The sequence below is a fragment of the Haladaptatus sp. DJG-WS-42 genome (genome assembly GCF_037198285.1).
Taxonomy (GTDB): domain Archaea; phylum Halobacteriota; class Halobacteria; order Halobacteriales; family Halococcaceae; genus QDMS2.
Window position 1 is genome coordinate 2,405,076 of sequence record NZ_CP147243.1, and the last position, 26,037, is coordinate 2,431,112.

Here is a 26,037-nt window from a genome sequence, read left to right on the forward strand (position 1 = left end):
CACGGACGAGAACCAAAGTATTCAGTACGGGGTGGGTCTTAGCCCCGCCCATGAGCGATGACAATTCTGAGAAGGCGGTGAGCCGTCGGGGCTTCCTCCGGGCCGCCGCAGGGACTGCAGCGGTCGCCGGCGCTGCGGGCAACGCAAGCGCACAGGAAGAAGGTGGGAACAACAGCTCAGAGGGCGGCTCTGGTGGCGGTGGCGGCTCGAAAACGGTCGAAGTCGGCCCGGGTGGCGACCTCGTGTTCACCCCCGGCACCGAAGAACCACTGTACGCCTCCCCGGGAACCACGGTGACGTTCACGTGGGGGTCTGACAACCACAACATCGTGGTGGACAGCCAGCCAGACGGCGCGGGCTGGGAAGGCTCAGAATCCCTCGAAAACGAAGGGTTCACCTACGAACACACGTTCGACACCCTCGGTACCTACGAGTATCATTGCCAGCCCCACGCCTCCTCGGGGATGACGGGTGAAATCGTCATCAACGAGTCGGGTGCCGCGCCCGCTGGCGGCGGTGCAACGTCCCCGATTCCGGACAGCGCGAAGGTCATCGGTATCGCGACGACCATCGGCCTGTCGACGGTACTCGGCTTTGCCTACTTCTTCATGAAGTACGGCGGCGACTACGAAATCGACGAGTAATCAGGCGAGGTCTGGCGGTTGGTGAATCGTCAACTCGACGGTTCTGCGTCGCCCTTCGATGTCGGCGACGATTCGTTCGACCACCCGCTGTGCTTCTTCGAGGATGAGCGGTTTGACTTTTCGCACCACCCAGTCGAGTGAGACGAATCGCGGGAGATTGAGCGCGCCGACGTGCGCTGAATGCGGGTCGTATTCGATGTAGAGCCAGACGCGACAGGCGTCCGCTTCGCCCTCGGGGGGTTCTATTTCATCCACGCGCCAGTAGCCTGTCGCCTGTAAGTCCTTTACAACCTCCCACTCGATTTCGTTCGGTGGCGAGAGGTCGGTGACGCGCGAGCGAGCCGTATACGAGAGTTTCCACCACGTAAAGCGTAGGTCGTACTCCGTGCCCGGGCTGCCGTCGCCGTAGCGGCGCACTTCCTGAAGATGCTTCGAGTAGCGCGTGTACCGCGGGAAATCGACGAGAAACTCGTACACCTCCTCGGGGGGCAGATAGATGACGGTGCTGACTTCGATTTCGTCCACGGGACAGCATAGGTGCGTGCAAGCAAGAAGGTGTGCCCGAACCAATTGGTTTGTAACCCCAAGCCACAAATTCTCACGCAATGACCGACGAAAACCGACACGACGTCCTCATCGTAGGTGGCGGGGTTTCCGGCCTCACCGCGGGCATCTTCACCGCTCGCGCGAATCTGGACACGCTCGTCGTCACCCACGGCGAATCAATCCTCAAGCGCAATTCTCACTTAGAGAACGTTCCCGGCTTCCCGGCGGGCGTCAACTCGCGGCTGTTTCTCGACATGACCCGCGCGCAGGCGGCGCGAAACGGCTGTATCTTCACCGACGAGCGCGTCATCGCCATCGAACGTGACGATGCGGGATTTGTCGTGAACACCGACGAAGGCATCCTCAAAGCCGAGCGCGTCATCGCCGCGTCGTGGGCCGACAGCACGTATCTCGAGAACCTCGACGTGGAGCTCGACAAACGCGGGAGCAAGCAGTACATCGGCATCGACGACAACGGGCGCACCGACGAACCCGGCCTCTACGCCGCGGGCAGACTCGCCGCCCAGTACCACCAGACCGTCGTGTCGGCGGGCCACGGGGCACAGGTCGCGCTCACGCTCATCCACGACTCTGACGTGCCTTTCTACAACGACTGGGTCGCCCCCGAGGGCTACTTCACCGAGCGCGGTCGCGAGGTGCCACCGGGCTGTGAGGAGATTTCAGAAGCCGAGCGCAAGCGCCGCGAGAACCAGTCGCGCGAACTGATGCAGTCGTATTTCGAGGAGCCACACCCGGATGAGCCGACGATGCACCCGAGCGTGCTCGCCGCCCGCGCGGAAGAAGACGAGTAACCCCACGCGACTGTCCTATACTTTTACCCTCGCGCGACAGAGGTACGACAAGAATGCTAGAGGGAGTGAACGTTGCACTGGGCGTGACCGGGAGCATCGCGGCGGTCAAAACCGTGGAACTCGCCCACGAACTACGCCGCCACGGGGCGTCCGTCCGGGCGGTCATGACGAACAGTGCACAGGGAATCATCCATCCGTGGTCGCTCGAATTCGCCACGCAGAACCCCGTCGTCACCGAAATCACGGGCAAGGTCGAACACGTTTCACTGTGTGGCTACGACGGCTGGGCGGACGTGCTCCTCCTCGCTCCTGCCACCGCAAACTCCGTGGGCAAAATCGCGGGCGCGGTTGACGACACGCCGGTCACAACGTGCGCGACGACGGCCCTCGGTGCTGGAATTCCCGTTGTCATCGCCCCGGCCATGCACGAGCCGATGTACGACCACCCCGGCGTCTTAGCAGCCATCGAGAAAGTCGAGTCGTGGGGCGTCCACTTCGTCTCACCACGCATCGAGGAGGGGAAGGCAAAAATCGCTACCAAGGACACAATCGCCCTCTCCCTCGCGCGCCACGTCACCCCGAGCCCGCTCTCGGGCAAGCACGTCGTCGTCACGAGTGGTGGCACCTCGGAGGCGGTTGACCCCGTGCGCGTCATCGCAAATCGCTCGTCGGGCAAAACCGGCCGCGCCGTCGCCCGCGCACTCTACGTCAGAGGCGCGGATGTGACGCTCGTCCACGACGGCCCCGACGTACCGTACGCAGACGTTGTGCGCGTCGAAACAGCTGCAGAGATGCTTGACGCGGTCATGGACGCGGCGGAAACTGCAGATGCGCTCATCTCCGTGGCCGCAATCAGCGACTACACGGTCGAAACGAGCGACGAGAAGCTTCGCTCGAAACAGGACGATCTCTCGCTTTCGCTCGTCCCGACGCCAAAGCTCATCGACAGCGTGCGCGAGGCGCACCCCGACCTCACCATCGTTGGGTTCAAAGCTGAGTCGGACGGCGACGACGACGCGCTCATCGAGAAAGCCCGCGAGATTCTCTCCCGTGCTGGTCTCTCGTTTGTCGTCGCGAACGACGCGAGCGTGATGGGGAAAGACGAAACGCGCGCGCTCATCGTTCGTGAACACAGCGCGCGAGTGTTCGACGGAGAAAAAGCCGCCCTCGGCGTTCGCGTCGCAGAAGCGCTAGAGGCCGAGTTTTAATCGTCCCTGTCGCCCGGCCACTCGATTTCGTTCACGAACGGAACGCCCATCTTCTGGGCCGCTCGCGAAATCATGTGCGCACCCGTGGGTGCGGTCAGGAACAGGAAGCCGATGCCGACGAGCGAGGTCAGCCCCTCTGCGCGGGGCCCGAAGTAGACGAACGAGGCGAGGAACATGGAGGCCACACCGAGCGTGGTTGCCTTACTCGTCGAGTGCATCCGGTTGTAGACGTTCGGGAGGCGAAGCAGGCCCACGGTGCCGACGGTGAGGAAGAACGCGCCGACGGCGACGAGGGCGACGATGACGACGCCTTGGATGGTGGAAATCGCGGCAGTCATTCGATGATGTCCCCCTCCGTGACGTAGCGCGCCACGGCAATCGTACTGATGAACCCGATGATGGCGAGCACCAGCGCCACGTCGATGAAGAGCCCTTCTTCAGAGAGGAGGGCGACCAACACCGCGATAGCGACGACGTTCGTCCCGATGGTGTCGAGTGCGACGACGCGGTCTGGCGTCGTTGGCCCCGTGATGACGCGGTAGCCCGCGAGCAGCGTGACGCTGCTTGCGACGATGAGGCCCGCCTGTAAGGCGAGCAAGACGAACTCGGGTGCGGCGGCCTCAGTTGCCATCTGGCTCACCTCCGTAGACGGGGACGGGGTCGTCGGGACTCAGTTCTTCGTCGAAGATGACCAGTGCGTAGTCCTCCCACGTCCGGATGGGTGCCACGATTGCCGCGGGGTCGCGGGCGTCGATGGCGTGGACGTAGAGGGTGTTCGTCTCCTCGTTGTAATCCATAGTGAGTGTCCCTGGAGTCAGGGTGATGCTGTTTGCGATGGTCGTGATGCCGAGGTCGGATTTGACGCGCAGGGGCACCTCGATGACGCCCGGGTGAATGGGCATCGACGGCGAGAGCACCCGGTAAGCGACGTCCACGTTCGCGGTGGCGAGTTCCCGGAGGAACACGAGGACGTAGAGCAGCGCGTACGGCACGGCGTTCACCGCCCGGCCGAGTTTCACGCTTTCGGCGTAGAATCGGCGGAAGCCAAACGCGATGGGGATGCCGAGTGCGAGTCCGAGCAGGAACTCGCCGAACAGCGCGACGGGCTCGAACAGCGGCGCGCCGCGGACGAACAGCCAGAGCACGGCGAGCGAGACGCCGAGCACGGGCCAACGTTTCATGCCACCACCTCCGGGGCGACGGCTTCGACGTAGCCAGTCCGGTCGAGCGCGGCGTTCGCGGCGGCGTTCGCGGCGTCCATGACGGGGTCGAACCCGATGCCGAGGACAACGACGCCGAGGGCGAGCGCCACGACGGCGACGGTCAGCGCGGTCGATGGTCGGTCAAGAATCTCGACTGGCTCGCCCCAGAAGCCGCGATTCCACGCGCGCGAGAAGTACGCGATGGTCAGGATTGCGCCGACGAGCGCGACGGCGAGCGCGGCGTCAGCCCCCGCGCGGGCGGCCGTGTCGAACACGAGCAGTTTGCCGAAGAAGCCCGACAGGGGTGGAATGCCGATGAGCGCGAGTGCGCCGAGGAAGAAGCCACCCGAGAGGACGGGTGCGCGTTCGGTGAGGCCACCGAGGTTGGCAAATTCGAGCGTGCCGGTCATCCGCTCTACGATGCCGCTTGCGAGGAACAGGAGCGCCTTCGCAAAGCCGTGGTTCAGCGAGTAGATGAGCGCGGCGGCAATGCCGAGCACTCTGACTTCGGGAACCGTCGCGGCCACGGCGAGCGGCAGCAGGATGAAGCCAACCTGTCCGATAGAGGAGTAGGCGAGCATTCCGTCGAGCGTTTTTCTCCCAACCGCGCCGAAGCCGCCGAGCAGGATGCTCGCGGCGGCCATGATGAAGAACACCGGCCCGAAGAAGTCGAGGAACGAGGTTCCAGAGAGCCCGGGCAGCGAGAGGCCTGCGGGCAGGGTCGCGGCGGCGAAGATGGTGAAGTAGAGGCGGATAATCGCGTACACGCCGACCTTCTTCACCACGCCTGCGAGCATCGCGGCGACCGGTGCAGGAGCCGCGCGGTAGGCTGGCGGCACCCAGAACTGGAACGGCGCAATCCCCGCCTTCAGCGCGAAGACGGTAAAGAGGAGTGCCGAGAGGCCGAGTACGGGAGCCGGGTCGATGCCGAAGGCAGTCGGGTCTGCGAGCCGTCTCGCCATATCGGCCATGTTGAGCGTGCCGGTGGTGGCGTAGAGGCCACCGATGGCGAGCAACATGACGGCACTGCCGAGCAGGTTGAGCACGACGTAGGTGAGCGCCGCACGCGTGTGTTCTTTGCCGCTGTAGAACGCGACGAGGACGTAGCTCGACATGAGCATCACCTCGAACCAGACGAACAGGTTGAAGATGTCGCCAGTGAGGAACGACCCCGTCACCCCCACCATCATGAGGTGGTAGAGCGGGTGATACGAGACGCGCTGGCCGTAGTCGCTGATGAAGCGCACCGAGTAGGCGAGCGCGGCGAGCGAGACAAGCCCCGCAAGCGCGAGCATGAACACGGCGAGCGCGTCCGCGACGAGCGTGATGCCGAACGGCGCGGCCCAGTCGGAGAGCTGGTAGACGATGACGCCGTCTGCGTCGGCCTGAATCGCCTGATAGAGGACGGAGACGCCGACGAGGTAGCCAATCCCGCCGAGGGCGCTCAGGGTGCGCTGGACGTTCAGGTAGCTTCGCGTGGCGAGCGTCAGGATGGCCGTCACGAGCGCCGTCAGCAGTGGTGCGACGACGAGGTGTGCTGGTTCCATCAGGTGTCACCTCCGCGTTCGAGTTCGAACAGGTCGATTGTCCCGTGTTCTTGATGGACTCGGTACGTGAGGACGAGCGCGAACGCCGTCGTCCCGAAGCCGATGACGATGGCCGTGAGGACGAGCGCCTGGACGAGCGGGTCGGTGACCGCGCCGACATCGCCGTGGGCTCCGTGGGAGAGAATCGGGACGCTTCCCGACAGCCCGCCCATGGTGACGAGATAGACGTTCGCCGACTGGCTGATGATGGTCACGCCCCAGACGACGCGGACGATGTCGCGTCGGAGGACGAGGAACGTCCCGAGGGCGAACAGCAGGCCAAGGACGGCGGCGAGGGCGAACTGCGTCATTCTGCCCCCACCACCGCGAGAATCGTGAGCAGCGCGCCAACCACGACGAAGTAGACGCCGAGGTCGAACGCGAGTGCCGAGGCGAGTTCGATTTCATGATAGATTGGTACGTGTTCGACGAACAGCACGGCTTGCGTGAGGAAGGGGACGCCAAACAGCATGGCGACGACGCCGCTTCCGGCCGCGAGGATGAGTCCAGCGGCGAACAGGCCGCGGTAGTCTTCGACGATGCGTGGTTGGATGGCATCGAGCGAACTCTCCGGTCTGCGATGGAGGAGTTCTTCTTCGAGGTAGTCTAGCCCGAAGATGATGTAGATGAGGGCGAACGAGGCGACGGTGAGGACGCCCGCGATGAACCCGCCACCGGGCAGGTTGTGGCCCTGTAAGAGCAGCGCGATGGCTACGAGGAAGATGAGCGGGACGACGATGCGGGTGACCGTCCGTGAGATGACGGTTGTGTCCTTTTCTGTCATCCGCGCTCACCTCGCCCACGCATGGCAATCAGAGTGAGCACCGATAGCGCAGCCATCGCGACAACCGAGATTTCGCCCAAGGTGTCGAACGCTCTGAAGTCCACGAGGATGACGTTAACGATGTTGCCCCCACCGCCGTATTCGACGAGGAGGTTGCCGTGTTCTGCGGGGATGCCAGCGCGTTCGATGAAGTAGGTGTAGATGGGGTCGTCCGGCGTCGCAGCGGTCGTGACCAGGACGGTCAGGAAGACGGTGACGCCAACGACCGCCGAGAGGACGGCGTCTCGTGCGGCGATTGCGCGCTTTGCCGTGCCGTAGTAGGCTGGGAGTTTGTCGAGGACGAGCAAGAAGATGACCAACACGAGCGTCTCGATGACGAGTTGGGTCAGTGCGAGGTCGGGGGCGTTTGAGAGCACGAAGAACACCGCGACCATGAACCCCAGAATCGAGAGCGTGAGCACGCCCGCGATGTGAGACGGCGCGGTGCTCACGGCAATTGCGCCGACCACCGCGGCGAGCAACACGAGCGCGGTTGGAATGCCGATTTCGACGCTCGTGAACGCCGGGAGGGCAACGCCTGCGGCGAGGTAGCCGCCGAGTGCGAGCACACTCACCGCGGCGAGCGACCACGTGATGTAGGTGCGAACGAGGCCGGTTTGCACCTGCGGCATCGAGAGCTGTGAGACCGTCGTCAGTCCGTAGACCGTATTGTCGTAGTACCAGTTCGCGCGGAGGTACTTCACGTCGGTCACGGCATTGATGCCTGCGTGGAGGCGGTCGTAGAACGGCCATGCCACCGCGCCGAGGCCGATGGTGATGGCGCTCATGATGACTGCTGGCTTGAGTTCGGTCGGGAGGCCAATCGTCATGTGATGGACTTCTTCGCCCGGCGCGTGGGCAGGAATCGCGCTCTCGAACACCGACTGGACGATGGTGTCGATGGCCGTTTGCGGGCTAATCGAGATGACGAGCGCGAGCCCGGCGAGCAAGAGCGGCGGCGCGACCATCACCCACGGCGGGGAGTGGACGTGCCCGAGTTCGTCCGGTTTGTCGCCGAAGAACAGCGAGAGGAACTTGATGGAGTAGAGGAAGGTAAAGACGCTGCCGAGGACGGCGACGGCGGGGAACACCCACCAGAGGCCGCCCGCGTGCGCGGCGACTTCGTAGGCCGCCTCGAACAGGAGTTCTTTCGAGTAAAAGCCGTTGAACGGCGGAATCCCAGCCATGCTGAGCGCAGCGACAGTCGTAATTGCCGCGACGATTGGCAGGTCTTTGCGAAGCCCGCCGAGGTCGGAGATGAGCCGCGTGCCCGCCTCGTGGGCGATAATCCCGGCAACGAGGAACAGCGCGGCCTTGAACACCGCGTGATTTAGGATGTGGAACGCGCCGGTTTCTGCACCCAATTCGTTTGCGAACCCGAACCCGGCGACGATGAGGCCGAGGTGCGAGGCCGTCGAGTAGGCGAGCAGTTCCTTGATGTCCGTCGCGCCAACGGCGAGGATGGCGGCGACGGTCATCGTAATGAGACCCATGATCGCGAAGATGAGCATCCACTCGTCGCCGACGAGGAGCGGCCGGAAGCGGCCGACGAGGTAGACGCCGGCTTTGACCATTGTCGCCGAGTGGAGGAACGCGGAGACGGGCGTGGGCGCTTCCATTGCGTTTGGCAGCCAGATGTGCAGGGGAACCTGCGCAGATTTCGCCGCCGCGCCGACGCCGATGAGCGCGATGACGGGGACGAGTAGCCCCGAACTGCGGAGCGCCTCGTTGATGGCGTCTGCGTTCTCGATGAGGCCGGTTTCTGCGCCGACGAGGGTGTAGGTGGCCTCACCGAGCGCCTGCGCGGAGACGTGGTGCAGGAGCAGGAAGCCAACGAGCATGAACAGCCCGCCCGCGACGGTGATAATCATGGATTTGCGCGCGGCGTACTGCGAGCTGCGTTTGCGCTGGTAGTGGCCGATGAGCATGAACGAAGACAGGCTCGTCAGCTCCCAGAACACGAACAGTGCGATGAGGTCTGCGGCGAAGGCAACGCCGAGCATCGACCCCATGAACGCGAGCAATGAGGCGTAGTACTTGGCCTGACCCGGCTCGCCGTGCATGTAGCCGCCGGAGTAGGTGAGGATGAGCACACCCACGCCGCTGGCGAGGAAGCCAATGAGCAGCGAGAGGCCGTCTACGTACAGCGTCAGCGAGACGCCGAGTTCAGGTATCCACGGGATGGTGACCGCGCCGACGCGGCCGTACTGCGAGGCGACGAGCGCGAAACACGCGAGCGCGATTGCCGCCGCGAAGTACGCCGTACGCTCTCCGAGGGCACGGTACACCACCGGGACGAGTGCTGCGCCGAGAAACGGGAGCGCGAGCACCGCGAGCAACGCGAGGGTGTCCGGAGCAGGCGCTGACGTTGCCGCGACGGCCGAGGTCAACAGACCCTGGCCAGCGAGAGGAACCATATCGGGAACGCCAGACGTCTGCAGGAATGACAGCGTCTGTGGTAGCACAACTGTTGTTCACAAGCAAATCAACTTAACCGTTCTCAATGATTGCGCGAACCCGTCTCGTGGTGATTTTGCGTGCCTTTTTTAACTTCCCACAAACCTTGCCGGAAACACACCCCGGAAACAGTCTGTTAGCTGATAGAACTGTGAAAGCGCATATTTCCTGTTGTTAATAAACAATTTCCTGCCACAGAAACATTTAATATTCCTGAATACTTCATATAGGGTGAACACTCTGGTCAACACTGGAGATGGGGGGAAGGGGATTAGGAACTAATCTTCTACCAGCTTCAGCTAAGTAAACAGGGCACTGCTCTGTTGGGAACACGGTCGGGGTGTCTGAGGAAAACACAATGCAGTTAAAACAACTCTTTACAGAAGAGGACGCAGTCTCGCCAGTGATTGGGGTTATCTTGATGGTCGCCATTACGGTCATTCTCGCCGCTGTCATCGGGACGTTCGTTCTCAACCTTGGGGATCAAGTGGGGGACGCGGCTCCGCAGGCAAAGTTCAGCTTCGACTACACCGAATCAACGGATACGCTCGTGATTACCCACGAATCCGGTGACAGAGTCAAGGCAACTGACCTGAAAATTAAAGACGGTGATGGTGACACTGACACTGACTGGGATGCGGCTGGTGGCAGCACCTTCGCAACCGCTGGCGATTCAGTGACGCTCAACCCAGTTGAGTCAGATGACACCGTCCGCCTCATCTACGACGACGGCTCTGGTGACACGGCAACCATCCAGAAGTGGTCTGGTCCGGACGCATAATCGGCAAAACATCGCCAACATTCACTTTTTCTGACGGTAAAAATCTCGACCTGTGGGTTCGCCCATAGGGCAATATGTTATCAATGTTTACCTTAATTTCAGATTAAATTTCCTGCGTAGATTTATTAGGCTATAGCTAATATCAATAATTAGCACGCTCTGACGGGATGGAAAATCGCGCCCACCGGAATTGTCGGTTTTCTTCCGCACTCGAAAGAGCGTGCATGGGAATAAACCATGCAACTCAAACAACTCTTTACAGAAGAAGACGCGGTATCGCCCGTGATTGGCGTCATCTTGATGGTCGCCATCACGGTCATTCTGGCCGCCGTTATCGGCACGTTCGTACTCAACCTGGGCGACCAGGTGGGGGACAGCGCTCCGCAGGCAAAGTTCGACTTCGATTATACTGAAGAATCAGCTGCTTCTGACTCACTCGTAATCACCCATGAAAGTGGAGATAAAATCAAGGGTGCAAATTTGAACGTCAAAGTTACCGGTGCAACTGACCTCGAAGAAACGGAAAGCACTTGGGATGGTACGCTTGGAGGAGACACTGATGTAACTGCTGGGGCCTCAGTTGACCTTGCAGATCTTGATACATCAGGTAGTGACTCAGACCTCTCCGGCGCAACGGTTCGTCTCATTTACGACGATGGCTCCGGCGACACTGCAACCATCCAGACGTGGGACGGGCCAGACGCATAATCAACTAACTCTCTTTCGGTTTTTTTCCACCGTCCATGAGTGACAACGCTTCTAAACCTACCACGCAGTTGAAAGGCAGATAATACTCCCCATCCTGAGACACCTTTTCACCCCCGCTCTATTCACCACTCTAAAGACGAAAAATAGTCTCATGAGCCATCTCTTTTATCTCCTAGGAGCACGACTATCAGGATAGGCAACTAGTCGGGTAGTGGGGTACTATCAGCGCGTCTGCCGGGGAATACAATGGTTTGGGGAGTCCGAACACGAGAATTAATTTACAGTAAACAGGGTCGCAATGCGCTCATCGTAGCGGCAGTGCTCTTGCTCATCATTCCGTTCGCCACGGGGTACGTTGGGCTGGCCGACCTCACGAGTAGTCCAGAGCCGGTGCCGACGGTGTCGTTTAGCTTCAAGTATAACGAGGGTGGCCACGAGCTCACCGTGGTTCACGAATCCGGGTCGCGGCTCGCCGGTGACTCGGTTCGGTTCCAGACGACTGACGGGCAGTATCTTGGGGTATGGCAAGGTCCCATCGACGCCGGTGATTCAATCACGCTGCTGAACGTGCCCGCGGACGCAACCGTGCAAGCGGTGTGGTACTCAGAACAGCGTGACGCTGAAATCGTCCTCGACGAGTGGGACGGGCCGGATGTTTCCGCGTAGGAGCGACGGGATTTATGATGGTTGCATCAGTTTTCGGATACAATGCAGCCGGTACGAGCCGTCGCGTCCGCGACGCTGCTCATTCTTTTGACTGTGACCGTCGTCTCCGGCCCGCTGGTCGGGGCGGTTGACCTCACGCCCGAATCGCAGGCGGACGATGCGCCGATTGGCTCCGGTGGGGCGGAGGTGTCCGTGCTGTCCGTGCCGTCAGACGGTGTCACCCTCGAACGCGGGCAGTACGGCTCTGCGTCGTTCTACCTCCACGCGCCAGACGCGCGTGTCCGTGTCGATGCGGTTTCCGGGCAACCAATGGTCGTCTACAAGATTCGGATTCCCGAACTCGGCGCGACCTTCGGAACGACGCGGTTTTTGAGTGCGGACGATGTCGGCACGCACACGCTCTCGCTCGGACAGAAGGCGTTCGCCCCACACCGCATCTCACAGGATTCCTACGACGCTGAACTCATCGTCCTCGTTCGCACGGGCAACGACGAACACGAACTGGCTCGACAGTCGGTTACGGTGGCGGTTGTTCGATGAACCGGTTGGCAGCCCACAACGCCAAAGCGCGTGCGTTGCGATTGGGCAAACTCCTATTCGGCGACCTGCGCGGTCTGCTCGTGTTCATCGTCGCGCTCTGGGTTTTCGTCCTCTACTGGCGAATCGGCATCTTCATCTCGGATACGTTCACCGTCGCAAACGCGTTCGTCGCCGTCTCGGAGGGACATCTCTGGCTCGACCGCTTCCCCTACGGCCCGGGGCCGAACACGCCCGGGATGGTGATCGTCGATGGGAAACTCTACGGGCGTAATTATGGACAGATATTCCTCGCCCTCCCCTTCTTGTGGGCGTTTCAAGCGATAGCTGTCGTCGCAGACCCACGTGTCGCCCTCGTTGCAGGGTGGAGCGGCCTGACCCTCGCCGGCTGGGTCGTCGCCGGACGATTAGCCAACCGAACCACCGAGTTCACCGTTGCGGGGAGTGTCCTCGCGTTGTGCCTCTTCGCGGCGAACCTCACGTTTGCGACGCCACTTGACCCGTTTTGGACGCATCAAGCGGCGCTCCAAGTCGCGTCGATGGTCGCCGCCGCCTTCGTCGGCGTCGTCCTCTATCGGCTGCTCACCGAAATTCATGGCCACCGCGTTGGGCTCATCACCGGGCTGTTCGCCGTGCTCGCCACGCCGGTCGGCTTCTGGGCGTCGATTCCAAAGCGCCATGCACTGACGACGTTGTTCGCCGTCTGTACGCTCTACTGTTTCTACAAGAGCCGAGACGGGAACCTCAAACTGCGTGCACTCGCCTACGTGTTTGTTGGCCTCACGGCGTGGATTCACGCGCCCGAGGCGTTCGTTCTCATCGTCGCACTTGCCGTCGTTGACATTCCGACCGCGAAGTCGAACGACCGTCGGACGCTTGCAGCGCTCGGCATCGCCTTCGCCATCTCCCTCCTCCCGTTTTTTATCACTAATGCGCTTATCTCTGGGAACCCGATTCAACCGCCACGACTCCTGCCCCAGTACGATGGTGGCCCCATCCCTGACGCACCCGCCCCAAGTGGGGAAGGTGGACTCGGTGGGGGTGGCGAAAGTGGAGGGAGTGGGGGAAGCGGAGAGAGTGTGAGTCAAAGCCCCTCGTTCGTCAGGTTGGTGCTGAAAACAGTCGCAGCACTTGGTTCCTCAGCAGTTGGGAAAATCACCATCTTCACCACGCTGTTCACTGACGGCCTCTCAGTTGCTGTTCACTCGCCAGAACGCCTCTTTCAGACATACATCCGGCAAGGTTACTACGTGAGAGGGGTCGCAAACGACGGCAACGAGGCCATCAATCTCTCCATTCTCGAATCGGCCCCCATCCTCGGCGCACTCACCGCGTTTCCGGTGTATGCGGTACACCGATTCCGCGAGAAAACTCGCGTTAGTGCGTGGCTTTCCACGCCAGTCGGGGCGACTGACGCCTTTGCACTCGTCTACTGCGCGCTCCTGACTGCGGTGTATCTCCCACGGCTCCCGCTCTACGCCACAATTACGGTTCGCTATCTGCTCCCGGTGTTCCCGTTCTTGCTCTATGCGGTGATGCGCCTGCCGTCGATACGTCGCGTCGTTGCACACGAGCTCCAGACGCTTGCGTGGGCGTACGCGGGAACAGTACTCGTCGGTGGGCAGGTGCTGGTGCTCGCGCTGTTAGTCCAGCGGCCCGCGCTCGGTGAAGCCGTCCAACTTCACGCCCTGCTTGGAATCGCCGTAGGCGGCGCATTCGGCCTCTGGACGATTGCGAGCATCCACTGGTCGCGCGTAGACAACCTTGGAGCAGCGTTGCTGGGGATTGTCGCAGGCACGGGAACGCTGTTCTTGTTGCTTTCGGGCATCGAATACTTCGCCTACGCGGGCGACTTTGCCCTGCCGGTGAGCCAACGAATATCGGAGTTGCTCCCGTTGTTGGCCGGATAATCGTCAGTTTTTACCGGGGTGTTGCACTACCCACGACATGGACCAGTTGAAGAAGTCCCTGCTCGAAGCCCCTATCATCGAGAAAAACGGGTATCAGTACTTCGTACATCCCATCAGCGACGGCGTCCCGATGCTGGAACCGGGGCTGCTCCGCGAAATCGTCATCAAAATCATCCGCAAAGTGAGCTTAGAAGACGTGGACAAAATCGTCACCCCCGCGGCGATGGGCATCCACATCTCGACGGCCGTCTCGCTGATGACGGACATTCCGCTTGTCGTCGTCCGCAAGCGCCAGTACGGCCTCGACGGCGAGATGGCGCTCTCGCAGGTCACGGGCTACTCCGAGAACGAGATGTACATCAACGACGTGGACGAGGGCGACCGCGTCCTTCTGCTCGACGACGTGCTCTCGACGGGCGGCACGCTCAAGGCGCTCACGGGCGCGCTCGAAGAAATCGGTGCAGACGTCGTTGACGTCGTCGCGGTCATCAAGAAGGTCGGCGGCGAGAACAAAATCGAGGGGACGGACTACAACGTCAAGACACTCATCAACGTGGACGTCCAGGATGGCGAAGTCGTCATCATCGACGAACACGGCGACGGATAAGCGGACACTTTCTCTGTGGGCGTGGCGTTTATGCGCCGCGGGCGAATACACCGGCCCACAATGCCTTCTGCACTGTTCGTGGTTAGCGAAGCCGGCTATTGGGGCGAAGAATGTATCGAACCGCTCACCCAGCTCAGCGATGCGGGTGTAGACGTGACGGTGGCGACTCCCTCCGGCGACCCGCCGGTCATCGACGAGCGCTCGGTCGACCCGGAGTCGATTGGCGAGGACGCAGCAGCACACATCCGAACCGTCCACGAAACCGACGAACGACTGAACAACCCGGCCCCACTCGCACAGGCAGACGCGAGCGACTACGATACCGTCGTGTTCCCCGGCGGTCACGGCACGGTCTGGGACATCAACCAAGATTCCCACGCCCGAACCCTCCTGCGCGAGGCGGTCGAAGGCTCCGGGAAGGCACTCGTCATCTGCCACGCGGTGGGCATCCTCGCCTTCACGCGCGCCAGTGACGGCTCGTCCCTCGTCGCTGACCGCGACGTGACCGGCTTCCCGAACGAATGGGAAGCAGACATCGTCGACGAGAACGACGTCCTCCCCGACGGCGAGAAACTGCCCTACTGGGTCGAAGACGAAGTCATCGCCGCAGGCGGCAATTGGGACGCCGAACTTGACGCCGAGACGAGCGTCACGGTCGATGGTGACCTCATCACGGCTCGCGGTCCCGGCTCCTCTGCTGCCGCCGCAGAGACGTTGCTCTCCGAACTGAGCATCACACAATAACACGGTCGCAACGCATCTTTTTCTGCGGTGACTGACGTGCAGTCCACGAGCTGCCAATAGACGTGCCTCAGCTACAACCGCAAGAAGTAACGGCGAGACGAGACTCGCCATTGGTGAGTTTGAGTGTTGAAGAAGTAGCGGGAGGTAGATTTGAACCTCGGTCACTCCCTACGCTCGTTCCCTAATTCAAATCTACTCCGTGAAAATCCGCGTCAGACTCAGAACAGTGACGACGAGACAAGACTCGCCGTTGGTGAGTTTGAGTGTTGAAGAAGTAGCGGGAGGTAGATTTGAACTACCGATCTCCGGGTTATGAGCCCGGCGGAATCTCCTGGCTATCCCATCCCGCTACTACATTGTATTCGAGGACCCCAATTAAGGGTTGTGATTCGAGCGCCGTGTGCGACATTTTCACTGCCGTGACCCCCAAACCACTCCCACACCGTCCCTACCCGGAGCCGTGGGCCTATTAGCACCGCACCTCCAGAAAAATTGATGGACGTGACCTGTTTTCCAGAAGAAGACAGCGACCAGCAATCAAACCGCCTTCCGTCGAGCTTGGTTGCCAGCTACTGCCCGCGATTTCGGCCATCCACAAGAGGTTTAATCACTCCTGTCCGTTTTTTCGCGTAATGGAATTCGGTCTCGTTGCGCTGTGGCTTGCGGTGTATCTTGCCTTCTGGGCGCTTTCGATGCCCCTTGCGGCGCTGCTCTTTGCTGGCTTCGACGACCAAGGTGCAGGATTCGCCCTCCCACTCGGTCTCGGGATACTCACGCTCGTCGCCTACTGGGTTGGTCACCTCGCCTTTGGGTGGATTGCGGTGCTTGCCGGGCTCCTCGCCCTCGGCGGCGCGGCCGGATTCGCGCTCTCCCGAGATATCGAAATTCAGTGGCGTGACCGAATCGACGTGCCGCTCGTGTTCGTGGTTGCGTTTCTGTTTATTATTTTCATTCGTGGTGCCGACCCCGGCGTCATTCCCGGTGGCGGGGAGAAGTTCCTCGATTTTGGCCTGCTCAAAACGCTCTTGCGCTCGCCAACGCTCCCGCCAGAGGACTTCTGGTTCGCGGACGCGCCAGTTCGCTACTACTTCGGCGGCCATCTCCTCACCGCGCTGCTCACGATTCTCACTGGCACGGAAGCCCGATTCGCCTACAATCTTGCACTTTCCGGATTTTTCGGCATGCTCATCGCCGCAGGCTACAGCCTCGCGGGAACGGTTGCCGCCGGGTTCTCGGTCTCCCGCCGAAAAGCCGGGCTCTTTGCGGCCTTCTTCATCGGATTTGCGAGCAACCTGCTCACCGGCGTGCAGGTGTTCATCTGGGCGCTCCCAGACGCGATTGGCGGTCCGCTTGGCCGAGTTATCGCGGCGAACCTGAACGACCTCGCCGCAGAGAAGGTGGTCGCCCCGCCGCGTGAATTTGCCTACTGGCATCCAAGCCGCGTGATTCCGGGCACGATCAACGAGTTCCCCTTCTTCTCGTGGCTGAACGGCGACCTCCACGCGCACATGATGAGCACGCCGTTTCTCCTGCTCGCCGCCGGGTTGTTGTTCGTCTACTTCCGAACGCCAGCACGCGAGGTGACGCGCCGTCGCCTGCTCGTCTTCGGGGCACTTCCACCGCTCGCCGGGTTCATCGCGTTCGTCAACACATGGTCGTTCCCGACCGTGCTGGGGCTCGCGTGGCTCTCGCTCGCGTTCGCGCCTGCGACCCCGACGACACTGTTCTCTCGACAGATTGCGACGCGGACACGACGCGCTGAGTCGTGGCTCACGAACGAGCTAGTACGGCTCGTTAGCGCGCTTGCCTGTACTGTCGTCATCCTCGCAGGTGGCCTGCTCTGGACGCTCCCGTTCTGGCTCGGAACCGCGAGCAGGCGGAGTATTGGATTGTTCCCCGAACGAACCGCGCTCGTCCCCCTGCTCGTGGTCCACGGTGCGTTCCTCGCAGTGTTCGTCCCGTATCTTGTCGCCCACGCGCGTCCGGAACTCAGGAAACACGCCGCACAAACAGGCGTTGTCCTCGCGTTGTTCATTCCGACGGCGTGGTTTGGCGGTCTCGCGGGCGTGGCCCTCTTTTGCCCACTGCTCGCCGCTGGCTGGCTGTTGCTCAGACTCCGTGACGACATTGGCTACGAGACCGTGTTGATGCTCGCGGGCCTCGGCCTCGCGCTCATCGTTGAGTTCGCCTTCGTCCAAGAAAACGCCGCGCCCAGCCGCTTTAACACCGTGTTCAAGGTGTACATGCAGATCTGGGTGCTCTGGTCGGTTGCGGCGTCGGTGATGCTCGCACGCCTCCTCAAAGGCGGGCAGGCAATCCCAACGAACTGGCGCACCGGCGCGCGGGTTCTCGCCGCACTCCTCGTCATCTCCACGTCGTTTTACGGTGTATTCGCCCTCGCTGGCCACTTCAACGACGGCGCGACCGACGACATGACGCTCGACGGCCTGCAGTACGTTGCTGACTACCACGCAGGCGAAGCCGAGGCGATTCACTGGCTCGACGACAGAGAGGGCAGCCCACACCTCATCGAAGCGCCGGGCGGTGCGTACCGCTGGGCGAACGCGCCCTCTGCGCTCACCGGGCTTCCGTCGGTCGTTGGCTGGCCGCACGAACGCATCTATCACGGCCAAGAGGCCTACGACGAGCGGGTCACCGACACGACGAAATTCTACACCGGAACGCCTGCAGAACAGGTTGCCGTCCTCGAAAAATACGACGTACGCTACATCTACGTCGGGCCACAAGAGCGCGAGGCGTACGACCCCGGCGACGTCTCTCAGTTAGCTGGCGTGTCGGTCGCCTACGAGGGCGGGGACGTGACGATTTACGAAGTGAAGCCCGAGCAGTTGAGAGAAAACTAGCGCATTCCCGGCGGCGGGCCGCGGCGGTCGTCGTCCATATCCACGCTCAAGCCGAGTTCTTCTCGGCGCTCGCGAAGGACGCGAATCTGTTTGAGATAGTAGAACGCACCGACGATTCCGGCGATTGCGAGCCCGGCGGCCACCGTCGCGAAGATGGTCAGGTCGCGGTCGAGATACCACCGCAGAATCACGGCGCGACTCTGGACATCGGCCCAGGTGATGTGGACGCGGTTGTCCTCAAGGCGCGTCTCGTACCCACCGGGCTGAACCTGCGCGAGCGGGACGTAATCGACACGCATTCCGGGCGGGAGGATGACTTCGTACGAGCCAGTCACGAACGTCGGCGTGCCGAAGCTCTTGCCTTGGGCGGGGGCGCTGTAGGCGACTTTCCCGTGCTCTGCAGGGAGGTCAACGATGAGTCGGTTTCGCGTCTGCGACACGTCGAGAGCGGATGCGTTTACGACCGTCCCGTTTTCGAACTGGAATTTGAGCGCCGAAATTTCAAGCGGGCGTTCGGTGCCAAAGCCGTCGCGGTCGTAGAGTTCGATTGTCGACTGGTCGACGGCGTACACCGCCTGATATTCGCCGCTACGAATGTCGATGGTGGCGTTCGCGTTCGTGTCCCAGTCGTAGGTTGCATTCTCGTTGAGACGTTGCTGATCGACCTCACCGGGCCCAAATATCGCGGTACAGCCCGCGGACATTGTGAGCAGGGCAAGCAGGGCAAGGGCGAGCAGCCGACGTCTCATGGGATGACACAGAGGAGTTCAGCAGGCACGTACTCACCGATGCTGGCGAGCAGTCCGGGTGGGTCCGTGCTTTCTTTACAGACGATGCTCTGTTCGAGCAGGCCAAGGCGTTCGACCGTCACGATGTCTTGGGCGTGACCCGCGCGATTGACCGTCGCGCGAACCTCACCGCGGGTGGCGTTGTTGACGTTCACGCGCCCGAGGCCACGTGTCCACTCGTAGAGTTCGTCGCGCTGTTCGTCGGCCAGTCGGCACGGCTCGCCGTAAACGAACTTCAGTGGTGTGTGCTGGACGAGGCCGAAGCGTTTTCGAATCTGCTCCGGAGACCCGGTTCCGAGGCCGAGTTTCTCGGCTGGAATACGAATCTCGCGTCCGGCGTCCAAGATGAAGCCGTCGTCGTCCCAGTGTTCGAAAGTGCCGACGTAGGTTTCGCCGTCTTTGAACGAGTTGGTGATTTCACCCCACGTCTCACGAAGGGTGTTGCGCGCGATGGTGGCGTCGGGGCCATCGAGCGTTACCGACGGGAAGTCGTTGTCGAGAATCCCGATGGTGAAGCTGACATCGAGGTCGCCGATGTCGTTGTTGATAAGTGACCGAAGCCCGTCGAGCGAGCGCTCGCGGGCGTCTCCTTTCACGTACAGTTTTGTTGCGAGTACTACCATTCAGATGTCTACGTTGAGTTCGTCCCGGAGCGCGCCGATTCGGTCGTCCATCGCTTCGACGAGCCGAGAGTTGTCCATCGCGTCGAGCGGGGAACCGCACTCGGGACACTGGAAGCCAAAGTCCATCGCTTCGCCGAATTCGAAGCGAATCGAGTCGACTTCACAGAGGAAAAATTCGTTGTCTTGTTCGTACTCTCGGCGCTCTTCTAACGCGCCGAGGAGGCGGTCCATCTCGTCTGCCAAGTTCTCGGGGATGGCGTCGTATTCAAACGTCCAGAGATACGTGAGCCAGCCAGAGTCTTCGTCGCGAAGACGTCGATAGGTGGCGAGGTCGTTCTCGTAGAGGATGAACAGGGCGCGCCGCACGTCGTTGAGTTCGAGCCCCAGATCCTCCGCCAATTCCTCGTCGGTCACTTCGCCGTCAGGCGGCGCGGCGGCGACCGGCATACCCGTCGGTCCAACTAACTCGTGGAGATATTTTTGGATGACAGGGTCCTCGAGAAGCTCCTCAAAAGCCATTACCAGAAAGTGATGCGCTCAGGAGTTTAAAACCATCGGGTACAGTCTTACTCGTCCACTGGCTCTACGCGCTTGCCCGTCTTCTGTGGAATGACGCGCTTTTTCGCGCCGACCCACTCGCGGTCGAGTTCCCGCCCCTCGAACAGGCGATCTAAGAACACGGCCAGTCCCGCCACTTCCGAGTGTGGCTGGTTGGTCACGCCAACGTTCCAATCTGCGGCGTCGTACACCTCGAACGGCACCTTCTCCGCGCCGACGACGATGAGCAGTGGGTCTTCGCTGTGGGCGGCGCGAATGTCGGCTTCGACGTCTTGGACGCGCTCGCCGTACATCGTGAGGTGGACGATTTTCCCCTCCCAGTCGCGGATAACGGGGCGGTGTGAGGAGACGACTTCGACCTCGTAGGGGCCGCCAAAGCGGCCGGTGATGTCTTCGATTGTGTCTTTCGAGCTCTCCGTATCGACGAGGATGACGCGGTCTGCGCCGAGTGCCCGGCCCGTGAGGCCGACGTGGGTGGTCATCCGTTCGTCTCGGCCGGGACGGTGGCCAAGCCGGAGGATGACGACTTCGGGTTCTCCCTGCATGGGAAGAGAAAACGGGGGCGGCGGTTAGGGGGTTTCGGATTGGTGCGTTCGCGTCTCGACTCGCGTGAGAAACGTTTTGAGCTCTGTGTAGGCGGCCTCGTACTGGTCGCGGAACACCGCGTGGCCCGCGTTGGGGATGTGGACGAGGCGCCCCAACGCCAGCTGCTCTGCTGCTGTGAGGTCGCCTGCGCGCGAGTCGGGTTCTGCGTCAGATTTGATGACGAGCGTCGGGCACGTTATTGCTGGGAAGGCGTCTGCCGTCTGCGGGTAGCCCGCACGAGCGATTTTGACGATGGGCGGGCGACACTCTGAATTGGCGATTGCGAGGTTACGCGCTAAATTCGGGCCGTACTGTTCGTAGTCGCTCGCAATTTCTTTGACCGACTGGCCCTCCCACGCTTCCAGTTGGTCACGGACGAGACGCACACGCTCCGCTGTGGGTCGCGCGTGGCAGCCGCGCAGATTCGCTGGGTCTTCTAAGACAAGTGCGCGCGGGAGAGTTGGGTGACGGGCGGCCGCCCACGCTGCCGTCGAGCCCCCCATCGAGTGGCCAAACAAGATGGGGTTTTCGAGCGAGAGCGCCTCCACGACTCCCACGAGGTCTGCGACGCGGTCGTCGATGGTGTAGCCTGTGTCGGGAGCAGCAGAGCGCCCGTGGCCGCGGGCGTCATAGAGTATTACCTCGTACTCGTCTGCGAGGTCGTTTGCCAACCGCTCCATGCACGGCCCGTTCTCGAAAAAGCCGTGTGCCATGACGAGCGGCGGGCCGTCGCCAGTTCGGTAACACTGGAGCGTAACTCCGTTTACCGAGACGCTGGCGGTAGCCCATTCGTAGGGAAGACGCATACCGAGACAATCGGGCCGGGTGAGAAAAAGCCATCAGTCGGTCGTGTACGGTGTGAGACACACTCACACGCGGAACTGCAGTGGCCAGTTCAGTCGAACATCGCGCCGACACCGACGCGGTCTGTTTTGCCAACGTACTCAGAGAGGACGTAAGCGCTACCAGCGAGCGCGACGGTGCCGACGAACAGCGTCACCCACACCGGAATCGTGGTGTAGCCGCTCACGAGGAAGGAAATCGTCCCCACGGTCGCCGCGAGCATCGCATACGGCATCTGCGTGGCGACGTGGTCAACGTGGTCGCTCGCGGCGAACATCGAACTCATGACCGTCGTGTCGCTGATTGGCGAACAGTGGTCGCCGAACAGCGACCCGGTGAGGATGGCCGCGATGGCGAGCGTGATGGCTGCGTTGAGTTCGACGGCGAGCGGAACGGCGACGGGGAACAGAATCCCCATCGTCCCCCACGAGGTGCCGATGGCGAAACTGATGAGCGCGGCGGTGAGGAAGATGACCGCCGGAAGCAGGGGTGCGGTGATGATACCCTCTGCGACGCTCACGACGTAATCGCCAACGCCGAGTTCGCTGCTCACGAAGCCAATCGTCCACGCGAGCGAGAGGATGGCGACCGGGAACATGACCATCTTGAACCCCTCGAAGATGGAGTCTGAGACCTTGTCGAGGCCGATGCGTGCGTGGCCGACGAGGATCGCGAGCATGGTCGTACAGCCCGCGAACGCGGCGTAGAGGATGGCGTCTGCGGTGCCCGCCTCCTTGAGCGAGTCGGCGTACGATTGGAAGAATGCGAGGATGGCATCGACACCCTCCGTGTTTGCGAGCGCCGCGCTCGTCTTTGCGGGGCCGCCGCCGGTCCACCAAAGGCCGACGAGCGTGGTGGCGACGAGCACGACGATTGGCGCGGCGAAGTACCACCAGCGCGGATTCACGTGGGCTGGCGTCTCGATGTCGCTCGCTTGGGTTTCCATGAGTGGCGAGGCGTCATCACGCAACAGTTTGCCCTCGTTTTGCGCGCGCGCTTCTGCCTTTTTCATCGGGCCGAAGTTCCAGTCGGTAAACACCACGATGTAGACGAGGATGAGCGCGAACACGCTGTAGAAGCGAAACGGGATGGACTCAACGAACACGACAAAGGCGCTCCGCTGGATGCCGAGTTCGGTAAACTGCTGTTGGATGAGGCCGACCTCGAAGCCGAGCCACGTTGAGACGACGGCGAGACTCGCCATCGGCGAGGTGGTCGAATCGAGGAGGTAGGCAAGTTTCTCCCGGGAGATTTCGAAGCGGTCGGTGACCGGCCGCATCACCGACCCGGAAATCATCGTACTCGCGTACGAATCGAAGAAGATGAGCGTCCCGAGGAACGCCGTCCCGGCCTTTGCTTGTCTCCGTGTTTTGATGCGCTTTACAATTCCGTCTGCGACGGCGCGCATTCCCCCGGAGAGGAACACCATCCCGAGGAGTGCGCCGATGAGGAACGTAAAGAGCAGGAGCTTTGCGTTGAACGTTTCTGTGACGTTTTGCACCACGAATGTGAGGGCCTTTGCGCCCCCTGCGATGGGGTTCCATCCGGCGAGGATTGTCGCGCCGAGCCAGACTCCGGCGAACAGGGAGAGCAACGCCTGTCGGGAGACGAGGGTCAACACGATTGCCAGCAACGCAGGCAGCAAGCTAATCAGCCCAAACGTCGTCTCTGTTGGCATCACTCGTTTTCTACCGGAAACCCTCTAATAATTGTTCTGGCTGTTGGACAGTCATTCAAAAAATATCTGTATTTTTACAGTGTCATACAATCTCATATTCTAGGCGACAACCCAGAACGCCTTTGATGAGTCCCACATATTTCGGGCCATGAAGCTCTCAGGTAAGCGGATTCTCGTGACCGGTGGCGCAGGGCTCATCGGCTCTCGGATGGTCGCCCAACTGCTCCCCGAAAACGAGGTCATCGTCGCCGACAACCTCTCGAACGGGATTCGAGACAGCGTCCCCACAGCCGCCGAGTTCGTGAACGTGGACCTCGCGGACGAAGCCGCCGTGGCGGAGGTCATCACCGACGACCTCGATGCCGTGTTCCACTTCGCCGCCGCAGAGAAGTACGTAAATTCGGACGAACCGCGAAAGCAATTCGAGGTGAACGGCGACATCACCTACAATATTGTAGAACGCATGGACGAAGTCGGCGTCTCGAATCTCGTGTTCACCTCGTCTTCGACCATCTACGGCGAGGCTCCGCGGCCAACGCCCGAAGATTACGCCCCGCTCGAACCCATCAGCATCTACGGCGCAGCAAAGCTGTCAGAGGAAAGCCTCCTCTCCGTGTTCGCCCACTCGTATGACTTCACGGTGTGGAATTTCCGCTTTGCAAACATCGTCGGCCCGCGCTTCGGGCACGGTGTCGTCCCGGATTTTGTTGAGAAACTGCAGGACAACCCTGAGAAACTCGTCATTCTCGGCAACGGTCGCCAAGAGAAGTCCTACATGCACGTTTCAGAGTGCGTCGAAGCCATCGCGCACGTTGTGGAGACTGCAGACGCGCCGATGAACTCCTACAATCTCGGAACGCGCACGACCACCTCGGTCACGACCATCGCAGACATCGTTTCCGATGAAATGGGACTCGACCCCGAGTACGAGTACACCGGCGGCGACCGCGGTTGGACTGGCGACGTACCGAAGATGCGCCTTTCGATTGAGAAACTCTCCGCCCTCGGCTACGAACCAACCCTCTCCTCGCACGAATCCGTGCGAAAAGCCGTGAGAGAACTGCTCGAAGACCCCGACCAGTAATACTGTGCCGTATTACGGGAACGTCATACTGATAGTGTCGTTCGTATTTCGTCCCCATCCATCGTTTTGAGTTCGCAAATTACGTCGTACTCCCCGGGCGTTGGCTGCTCCCAGACAGCTTCAAGCCGCAGGGTCTCACCCGGTGCGAGTTCCTCGGTCGTGAGCACCTGGGCGTACACTCGGCCGTCAGACCAGCGCCAACACTCCGTCTCGCCGTCCAACACCACAAAATCTGCTTTTCCCGCGTCGCGGAAGGTGAGCGAACTGGGTTGGTCGTCGGTGTTCGTGATTTCGAGAACGAAGCGCACACAATCGGCGTCGGGAGTCGCTTCAAGGCTCGTTTCGAGGGCCATGTGAACGCAGTCGCAGGTGGTGGTCTTAGAAGTGGGGTCTGAGCAGTTCTCGCTCGAAGGTGTGTGGCGACCCCATCGGAGAGTTCCGTTCCTAACGGACGGTTTTTAGACGGCGGTCACGTAGGCCAGTCTGTGCAAATCGTTGGGTACCGAACCGGCCCGGAGCACGACCCCGCGCTCGTGATTGCCGAAGATGGTGTGCTCCGCAATGAACCGTTAGCTCCCGGTACACAGCTCGCCTACACACTCGGGGAGCGCCACTGTGCGGGTGTCACCGTAGACGGTACCCACCACGTCTGCGAGAACGCGAAGGCGCCGTACTGTCAGCTCCACACCGACATGTGGCCGTGTGCCATCTGCACCGGGAACTGTTCGATGCCAATCGACGCCTGCCACGAGGAACACGCCGTCTACCTCGCCGCCTTTGCGCCCAACATCTTCAAAGTCGGCGTCACCCGCAGTTGGCGACTCGACACCCGGTTGCGCGAACAGGGTGCAGACCGCGCGGCCCACATTCTCACCGTCTCTGATGGACGTCTCGCGCGGCGTAAAGAAGCCGAAATTGCGAATAGATTGGTTGACCGCGTGCGCGTTCCGACGAAGATCACAGGCCTCCACCGCGCGGTTGACGAGACGGCGTGGAATACCCTGCTCGAAGAATTCGACGTGATAGAGACGTTCGACTTCGACTACGGCTTTTCGTTAGATGTCTCGCCCATCGCAGAGACGCTCGCCACCGGTACGGTCGTCGGCACGCAAGGGCGCGTACTCGTGGTTCGCCACGCCGGATCAACCTACGCCGTCGATTTGCGCGGCCTAGTCGGCTACGAACTCGGAAACGGCGGCACGACGAAGGACGTACAATCGAGTCTGACGGCGTTCTGAAATCCAGCGACGGCGTGCGTTGACTGTCAGGCTCTCACAGTGTCCCCACAACGTTTTTCCGCGGCCACTCCCAACCCGCGTCTATGACGGAAGACGACCAACAAGAGCAAGCAGACGAGTCGGGCGCAGAAGAAAAATCGTTCCGCGAGCGCGTCGAGGAAATCCGCGAAAAGCGCGCCCAAGAGCGAGAAGAGGGCGACGGCGAGCGAAGCCGAGAAGAGCGACTCGAAGAGGCCTTCGGCGGGGGCGGCATGGGCGGCGGCGGCCCCGGCGGCATGGGTGGGGGCGGAAACCCGTTCGCCCAGATGATGGGTGGCATGATGGGCGGTGGCCCCGGTGGCGCAATGGGCGGGCGACCAGAACGCGAACAGTCTAACAGCCGCGCGAACGAGGAACTCATCCGCGAAGTGCGCAAAGCACGCGACGAGATGGTTGATATTCGCCGCGAACTCGGCCGCATCGCAGACGCCCTCGAAGACCGATAAGCCACGTCGGCTGTGACGGCAGGCTTTCAATAAAGTAAAGGAACGACCATCCTAATTTCT

29 protein-coding genes and 1 tRNA gene are annotated in these 26,037 nt (G+C 61.4%); 14 read left to right on the forward strand and 16 right to left on the reverse strand.

Translation table 11 applies throughout. The features are described from left to right. The first annotated feature begins 50 nt into the window (after positions 1-50). The gene (locus tag V5N47_RS13055; protein WP_338728104.1) at positions 51-644 is read left to right on the forward strand and encodes a plastocyanin/azurin family copper-binding protein; all 594 of its coding nucleotides are present in this window, start codon (positions 51-53) and stop codon (positions 642-644) included. Here the strand turns inward: V5N47_RS13055 and V5N47_RS13060 are convergent, their stop codons facing one another. Next, entirely contained in the window at positions 645-1,169 is a 525-nt protein-coding gene (locus tag V5N47_RS13060; protein ID WP_338728106.1) for an SRPBCC family protein, read from the reverse strand. 80 nt (positions 1,170-1,249) lie between these two features. On the opposite strand from V5N47_RS13060, the gene V5N47_RS13065 reads away from it, so the two are divergent. Both V5N47_RS13065 and coaBC read left to right on the forward strand, forming a co-directional pair. Continuing rightward, positions 1,250-2,002: an FAD-dependent oxidoreductase gene (locus V5N47_RS13065; protein WP_338728108.1), complete on the forward strand. Its 753-nt coding sequence runs from the start codon at positions 1,250-1,252 to the stop codon at positions 2,000-2,002. Positions 2,003-2,055: 53 nt separating this feature from the next. Further along, positions 2,056-3,210, forward strand: a complete 1,155-nt coding sequence (coaBC, locus tag V5N47_RS13070; RefSeq protein WP_338728110.1) for a bifunctional phosphopantothenoylcysteine decarboxylase/phosphopantothenate--cysteine ligase CoaBC — start codon at positions 2,056-2,058, stop codon at positions 3,208-3,210. On the opposite strand, the gene mnhG is transcribed toward coaBC, so the two are convergent. Genes mnhG through mbhE form a run of 7 tightly spaced genes read right to left on the reverse strand, consistent with a single transcriptional unit; the run spans position 3,207 to position 9,238 of the window. Further along, complete coding sequence (mnhG, locus tag V5N47_RS13075; RefSeq protein WP_338728112.1) at positions 3,207-3,548, reverse strand: monovalent cation/H(+) antiporter subunit G; 342 nt, start codon at positions 3,546-3,548, stop codon at positions 3,207-3,209. The genes coaBC and mnhG overlap by 4 nt on opposite strands. Beyond that, positions 3,545-3,841 carry a monovalent cation/H+ antiporter complex subunit F gene (locus tag V5N47_RS13080; protein ID WP_338728114.1) on the reverse strand — a complete coding sequence of 99 codons (297 nt, stop codon included), beginning with the start codon at positions 3,839-3,841 and terminating at the stop codon, positions 3,545-3,547. Before V5N47_RS13080 ends, mnhG begins: the two co-directional genes overlap by 4 nt. Next, positions 3,831-4,391, reverse strand: coding sequence for a Na+/H+ antiporter subunit E (locus tag V5N47_RS13085; protein WP_338728116.1), 561 nt, complete (start codon positions 4,389-4,391; stop codon positions 3,831-3,833). Before V5N47_RS13085 ends, V5N47_RS13080 begins: the two co-directional genes overlap by 11 nt. Further along, positions 4,388-5,959 carry a proton-conducting transporter membrane subunit gene (locus tag V5N47_RS13090; protein WP_338728118.1) on the reverse strand — a complete coding sequence of 524 codons (1,572 nt, stop codon included), beginning with the start codon at positions 5,957-5,959 and terminating at the stop codon, positions 4,388-4,390. Before V5N47_RS13090 ends, V5N47_RS13085 begins: the two co-directional genes overlap by 4 nt. Further along, positions 5,959-6,309: an NADH-quinone oxidoreductase subunit K gene (locus V5N47_RS13095; protein WP_338728120.1), complete on the reverse strand. Its 351-nt coding sequence runs from the start codon at positions 6,307-6,309 to the stop codon at positions 5,959-5,961. Before V5N47_RS13095 ends, V5N47_RS13090 begins: the two co-directional genes overlap by 1 nt. Next, positions 6,306-6,782, reverse strand: a complete 477-nt coding sequence (locus tag V5N47_RS13100) for an MnhB domain-containing protein (protein WP_338728122.1) — start codon at positions 6,780-6,782, stop codon at positions 6,306-6,308. The genes V5N47_RS13095 and V5N47_RS13100 overlap by 4 nt, the downstream gene beginning before the upstream one ends. Continuing rightward, positions 6,779-9,238, reverse strand: a complete 2,460-nt coding sequence (gene mbhE, locus V5N47_RS13105) for a hydrogen gas-evolving membrane-bound hydrogenase subunit E (protein ID WP_338728124.1) — start codon at positions 9,236-9,238, stop codon at positions 6,779-6,781. Before mbhE ends, V5N47_RS13100 begins: the two co-directional genes overlap by 4 nt. A 398-nt stretch (positions 9,239-9,636) precedes the next feature. On the opposite strand from mbhE, the gene V5N47_RS13110 reads away from it, so the two are divergent. From V5N47_RS13110 to V5N47_RS13140, 7 genes are all read left to right on the forward strand, one after another. Beyond that, positions 9,637-10,059, forward strand: coding sequence for a type IV pilin N-terminal domain-containing protein (locus V5N47_RS13110; protein WP_338728126.1), 423 nt, complete (start codon positions 9,637-9,639; stop codon positions 10,057-10,059). A 237-nt stretch (positions 10,060-10,296) separates the two neighbouring features. Further along, positions 10,297-10,767 carry a type IV pilin N-terminal domain-containing protein gene (locus V5N47_RS13115; protein WP_338728128.1) on the forward strand — a complete coding sequence of 157 codons (471 nt, stop codon included), beginning with the start codon at positions 10,297-10,299 and terminating at the stop codon, positions 10,765-10,767. A gap of 246 nt (positions 10,768-11,013) precedes the next feature. After that, positions 11,014-11,433, forward strand: coding sequence for a hypothetical protein (locus tag V5N47_RS13120; protein ID WP_338728130.1), 420 nt, complete (start codon positions 11,014-11,016; stop codon positions 11,431-11,433). A 42-nt stretch (positions 11,434-11,475) separates the two neighbouring features. Further along, the gene (locus V5N47_RS13125; RefSeq protein WP_338728132.1) at positions 11,476-11,973 is read left to right on the forward strand and encodes a hypothetical protein; all 498 of its coding nucleotides are present in this window, start codon (positions 11,476-11,478) and stop codon (positions 11,971-11,973) included. After that, entirely contained in the window at positions 11,970-13,880 is a 1,911-nt protein-coding gene (locus V5N47_RS13130; RefSeq protein ID WP_338728134.1) for a hypothetical protein, read from the forward strand. Before V5N47_RS13125 ends, V5N47_RS13130 begins: the two co-directional genes overlap by 4 nt. Before the next feature lie 37 nt (positions 13,881-13,917). Further along, the gene (gene hpt / locus V5N47_RS13135) at positions 13,918-14,487 is read left to right on the forward strand and encodes a hypoxanthine/guanine phosphoribosyltransferase (RefSeq protein WP_338728136.1); all 570 of its coding nucleotides are present in this window, start codon (positions 13,918-13,920) and stop codon (positions 14,485-14,487) included. Positions 14,488-14,547: 60 nt separating this feature from the next. Continuing rightward, positions 14,548-15,231, forward strand: a complete 684-nt coding sequence (locus V5N47_RS13140; RefSeq protein WP_338728138.1) for a type 1 glutamine amidotransferase domain-containing protein — start codon at positions 14,548-14,550, stop codon at positions 15,229-15,231. A 275-nt stretch (positions 15,232-15,506) separates the two neighbouring features. Here V5N47_RS13140 and V5N47_RS13145 read toward each other — a convergent pair. Next, positions 15,507-15,581 (reverse strand) — tRNA-Met (locus V5N47_RS13145). Positions 15,582-15,863: 282 nt separating this feature from the next. Here V5N47_RS13145 and V5N47_RS13150 point away from each other — a divergent pair. Further along, complete coding sequence (locus V5N47_RS13150; RefSeq protein WP_338728140.1) at positions 15,864-18,095, forward strand: DUF2298 domain-containing protein; 2,232 nt, start codon at positions 15,864-15,866, stop codon at positions 18,093-18,095. Here V5N47_RS13150 and V5N47_RS13155 read toward each other — a convergent pair. The 6 genes from V5N47_RS13155 to V5N47_RS13180 all read right to left on the reverse strand — a co-directional run bounded on the left by V5N47_RS13155 (position 18,092) and on the right by V5N47_RS13180 (position 23,170). After that, positions 18,092-18,844, reverse strand: a complete 753-nt coding sequence (locus tag V5N47_RS13155; protein WP_338728142.1) for a DUF5803 family protein — start codon at positions 18,842-18,844, stop codon at positions 18,092-18,094. The genes V5N47_RS13150 and V5N47_RS13155 overlap by 4 nt on opposite strands. Continuing rightward, positions 18,841-19,506: a DUF2110 family protein gene (locus V5N47_RS13160; protein WP_338728143.1), complete on the reverse strand. Its 666-nt coding sequence runs from the start codon at positions 19,504-19,506 to the stop codon at positions 18,841-18,843. Before V5N47_RS13160 ends, V5N47_RS13155 begins: the two co-directional genes overlap by 4 nt. Then, complete coding sequence (gene tfe / locus V5N47_RS13165; RefSeq protein WP_338728144.1) at positions 19,507-20,025, reverse strand: transcription factor E; 519 nt, start codon at positions 20,023-20,025, stop codon at positions 19,507-19,509. It abuts the gene before it with no gap. Positions 20,026-20,072: 47 nt separating this feature from the next. Then, a complete protein-coding gene (locus tag V5N47_RS13170; protein ID WP_338728145.1) occupies positions 20,073-20,609 on the reverse strand; it encodes a tRNA (cytidine(56)-2'-O)-methyltransferase in 537 nt (178 codons plus the stop codon). Positions 20,610-20,633: 24 nt separating this feature from the next. Further along, positions 20,634-21,455, reverse strand: coding sequence for an alpha/beta hydrolase (locus V5N47_RS13175; protein ID WP_338728146.1), 822 nt, complete (start codon positions 21,453-21,455; stop codon positions 20,634-20,636). 89 nt (positions 21,456-21,544) lie between these two features. Continuing rightward, a complete protein-coding gene (locus V5N47_RS13180) occupies positions 21,545-23,170 on the reverse strand; it encodes a Na+/H+ antiporter NhaC family protein (RefSeq protein ID WP_338728147.1) in 1,626 nt (541 codons plus the stop codon). A 148-nt stretch (positions 23,171-23,318) separates the two neighbouring features. On the opposite strand from V5N47_RS13180, the gene V5N47_RS13185 reads away from it, so the two are divergent. Then, positions 23,319-24,254, forward strand: coding sequence for an NAD-dependent epimerase/dehydratase family protein (locus V5N47_RS13185; RefSeq protein WP_338728149.1), 936 nt, complete (start codon positions 23,319-23,321; stop codon positions 24,252-24,254). 23 nt (positions 24,255-24,277) lie between these two features. On the opposite strand, the gene V5N47_RS13190 is transcribed toward V5N47_RS13185, so the two are convergent. Further along, on the reverse strand, positions 24,278-24,607 hold the full coding sequence (locus tag V5N47_RS13190; protein ID WP_338728150.1) for a BsuPI-related putative proteinase inhibitor: 330 nt from the start codon (positions 24,605-24,607) through the stop codon (positions 24,278-24,280). Positions 24,608-24,739: 132 nt separating this feature from the next. Between V5N47_RS13190 and V5N47_RS13195 the strand changes: the two genes are divergently transcribed. After that, a complete protein-coding gene (locus V5N47_RS13195; RefSeq protein ID WP_338728152.1) occupies positions 24,740-25,492 on the forward strand; it encodes a DUF2797 domain-containing protein in 753 nt (250 codons plus the stop codon). 83 nt (positions 25,493-25,575) lie between these two features. After that, positions 25,576-25,977: a hypothetical protein gene (locus V5N47_RS13200; RefSeq protein WP_338728154.1), complete on the forward strand. Its 402-nt coding sequence runs from the start codon at positions 25,576-25,578 to the stop codon at positions 25,975-25,977. The last annotated feature ends 60 nt before the right edge of the window (positions 25,978-26,037 follow it).

Excerpts from the sequence above, each read along its gene's own strand:
- V5N47_RS13170 (WP_338728145.1), bottom strand. The coding sequence starts at position 20,609 with ATGCAGGGAGAACCCGAAGTCGTCATCCTCCGGCTTGGCCACCGTCCC.
- V5N47_RS13085 (WP_338728116.1), bottom strand. The coding sequence starts at position 4,391 with ATGAAACGTTGGCCCGTGCTCGGCGTCTCGCTCGCCGTGCTCTGGCTG.
- mbhE (WP_338728124.1), bottom strand. The coding sequence starts at position 9,238 with ATGGTTCCTCTCGCTGGCCAGGGTCTGTTGACCTCGGCCGTCGCGGCA.
- hpt (WP_338728136.1), top strand. The coding sequence starts at position 13,918 with ATGGACCAGTTGAAGAAGTCCCTGCTCGAAGCCCCTATCATCGAGAAA.
- tfe (WP_338728144.1), bottom strand. The coding sequence starts at position 20,025 with ATGGCTTTTGAGGAGCTTCTCGAGGACCCTGTCATCCAAAAATATCTC.
- V5N47_RS13185 (WP_338728149.1), top strand. The coding sequence starts at position 23,319 with ATGAAGCTCTCAGGTAAGCGGATTCTCGTGACCGGTGGCGCAGGGCTC.
- V5N47_RS13110 (WP_338728126.1), top strand. The coding sequence starts at position 9,637 with ATGCAGTTAAAACAACTCTTTACAGAAGAGGACGCAGTCTCGCCAGTG.
- V5N47_RS13140 (WP_338728138.1), top strand. The coding sequence starts at position 14,548 with ATGCCTTCTGCACTGTTCGTGGTTAGCGAAGCCGGCTATTGGGGCGAA.
- V5N47_RS13200 (WP_338728154.1), top strand. The coding sequence starts at position 25,576 with ATGACGGAAGACGACCAACAAGAGCAAGCAGACGAGTCGGGCGCAGAA.
- V5N47_RS13090 (WP_338728118.1), bottom strand. The coding sequence starts at position 5,959 with ATGGAACCAGCACACCTCGTCGTCGCACCACTGCTGACGGCGCTCGTG.
- V5N47_RS13115 (WP_338728128.1), top strand. The coding sequence starts at position 10,297 with ATGCAACTCAAACAACTCTTTACAGAAGAAGACGCGGTATCGCCCGTG.
- coaBC (WP_338728110.1), top strand. The coding sequence starts at position 2,056 with ATGCTAGAGGGAGTGAACGTTGCACTGGGCGTGACCGGGAGCATCGCG.
- V5N47_RS13190 (WP_338728150.1), bottom strand. The coding sequence starts at position 24,607 with ATGGCCCTCGAAACGAGCCTTGAAGCGACTCCCGACGCCGATTGTGTG.
- V5N47_RS13080 (WP_338728114.1), bottom strand. The coding sequence starts at position 3,841 with ATGGCAACTGAGGCCGCCGCACCCGAGTTCGTCTTGCTCGCCTTACAG.
- V5N47_RS13180 (WP_338728147.1), bottom strand. The coding sequence starts at position 23,170 with ATGCCAACAGAGACGACGTTTGGGCTGATTAGCTTGCTGCCTGCGTTG.
- V5N47_RS13095 (WP_338728120.1), bottom strand. The coding sequence starts at position 6,309 with ATGACGCAGTTCGCCCTCGCCGCCGTCCTTGGCCTGCTGTTCGCCCTC.
- V5N47_RS13150 (WP_338728140.1), top strand. The coding sequence starts at position 15,864 with ATGGAATTCGGTCTCGTTGCGCTGTGGCTTGCGGTGTATCTTGCCTTC.
- V5N47_RS13130 (WP_338728134.1), top strand. The coding sequence starts at position 11,970 with ATGAACCGGTTGGCAGCCCACAACGCCAAAGCGCGTGCGTTGCGATTG.
- V5N47_RS13175 (WP_338728146.1), bottom strand. The coding sequence starts at position 21,455 with ATGCGTCTTCCCTACGAATGGGCTACCGCCAGCGTCTCGGTAAACGGA.
- V5N47_RS13065 (WP_338728108.1), top strand. The coding sequence starts at position 1,250 with ATGACCGACGAAAACCGACACGACGTCCTCATCGTAGGTGGCGGGGTT.
- V5N47_RS13120 (WP_338728130.1), top strand. The coding sequence starts at position 11,014 with ATGGTTTGGGGAGTCCGAACACGAGAATTAATTTACAGTAAACAGGGT.
- V5N47_RS13160 (WP_338728143.1), bottom strand. The coding sequence starts at position 19,506 with ATGGTAGTACTCGCAACAAAACTGTACGTGAAAGGAGACGCCCGCGAG.
- V5N47_RS13055 (WP_338728104.1), top strand. The coding sequence starts at position 51 with ATGAGCGATGACAATTCTGAGAAGGCGGTGAGCCGTCGGGGCTTCCTC.
- mnhG (WP_338728112.1), bottom strand. The coding sequence starts at position 3,548 with ATGACTGCCGCGATTTCCACCATCCAAGGCGTCGTCATCGTCGCCCTC.
- V5N47_RS13155 (WP_338728142.1), bottom strand. The coding sequence starts at position 18,844 with ATGAGACGTCGGCTGCTCGCCCTTGCCCTGCTTGCCCTGCTCACAATG.
- V5N47_RS13100 (WP_338728122.1), bottom strand. The coding sequence starts at position 6,782 with ATGACAGAAAAGGACACAACCGTCATCTCACGGACGGTCACCCGCATC.
- V5N47_RS13125 (WP_338728132.1), top strand. The coding sequence starts at position 11,476 with ATGCAGCCGGTACGAGCCGTCGCGTCCGCGACGCTGCTCATTCTTTTG.